Source organism: Phormidium sp. CCY1219, from assembly GCF_055795085.1.
In genome coordinates, this window is record NZ_JAYFEQ010000919.1 from 1 (window position 1) to 1248 (window position 1248).

Here is a 1248-nt window from a genome sequence, read left to right on the forward strand (position 1 = left end):
TTTTGACGGCGGCTAAAGCCGCACGTTCGTTTTTCCTCCCCCGGCTAAAGCACGGGGGTTTCCAAACGTATCGGAGGCTACTATGATGTTTTCGCGCAAATTATTCCCAGCCATTATTGTCGGGGCGGCGGCGACAGTTGCCCTGGTGCAACCGACTCCCGCCTTCGCCCTAGACCCGTCGGAGATTGCCACCCAAGCGAAAACCTTTACCGTGAGAATCGACGGTCCGCAGGTGGGCACTGGGGTGATTATCGACCGGGAAGACAGCACCTACACCGTCCTCACCAACTGGCATGTGGTGAATCGCCAGGGGTCCTACAAGATTACCACCGCCGATAATCGCCAGCATTCCCTATCCTACAGCCAAGTGCGGTATCTGCCCAACCTGGATATTGCGGTGGTGCGGTTTATCAGCAGCCAATCCTATGCCACGGCGGAATTCGGCGACTCCGAAAACCTGAGCGAAGGCAAGGCGGTTTATGTGGTGGGATGGAGCGGTCAGTTACCCGGAATTCCGGAACGCAGCTACCAGTTTCTCGATGCCAAAATTGTCTCGCGCCTGCAAAGGGGGGAGAATGGGTATGAACTGCTGCATGACAATCCCAGTACCCCGGGCACCTCTGGCGGTCCGCTGTTGGATGACAGAGCGCGGCTAGTGGGGATTAACGGGCGCTCTACCTCGGAACCCAACACCAATAAAGCCTTTGGCATGGCCATTCCCCTGCAAATCTTTTTAGCCGCGCGAAGTAACCTCTCCCCACCCCCGGGAATTGTCACCCCCGAAGATGATGTGGCGCGCGGGGAACAGTTGGCAAAAGCAGGCAACTACCGGGAAGCCATCTCGGCATACAATCGCGTCCTCGCCGCCAATCCGAACCATCTAGATGCCCTGTATCGGCGCGGTGAGGCGTATTACCGGTTAGAGGAGTTCCCCCCGGCAATTCGGGATTTCAATCGCCTCTTGCAACTCAATCCGAATAACGCAGTGGTTTATTTCTACCGGGGTTATGCTCGACAGGAACAAGGAGAGCATCAAGCCGCCCTTGAGGATTACAACCAAGCGATTCGCCTCGACTCCAATTTTGCACCAGCCTACCACAACCGGGGATTTGCCCGCCGTGAGTTGGGAGACCTGGAAGCGGCGATTGAGGATTACAACCAAGCGATTCGCCTCGACTCCAATTTAGCACTAGCCTACAACAACCGGGGAATTGCCCGCCGTGAGTTGGGAGACCTGGAAGCGGCGAT

At 56.7% G+C, this 1248-nt stretch carries 1 protein-coding gene; it reads left to right on the plus strand.

What is annotated here, in order from left to right; genetic code table 11:
* Positions 1-82 precede the first annotated feature (82 nt).
* Positions 83-1248 (plus strand): tetratricopeptide repeat-containing S1 family peptidase (locus AC0QH1_RS30345; protein WP_324635179.1); only part of this gene is annotated, 1166 nt, incomplete at its 3' end.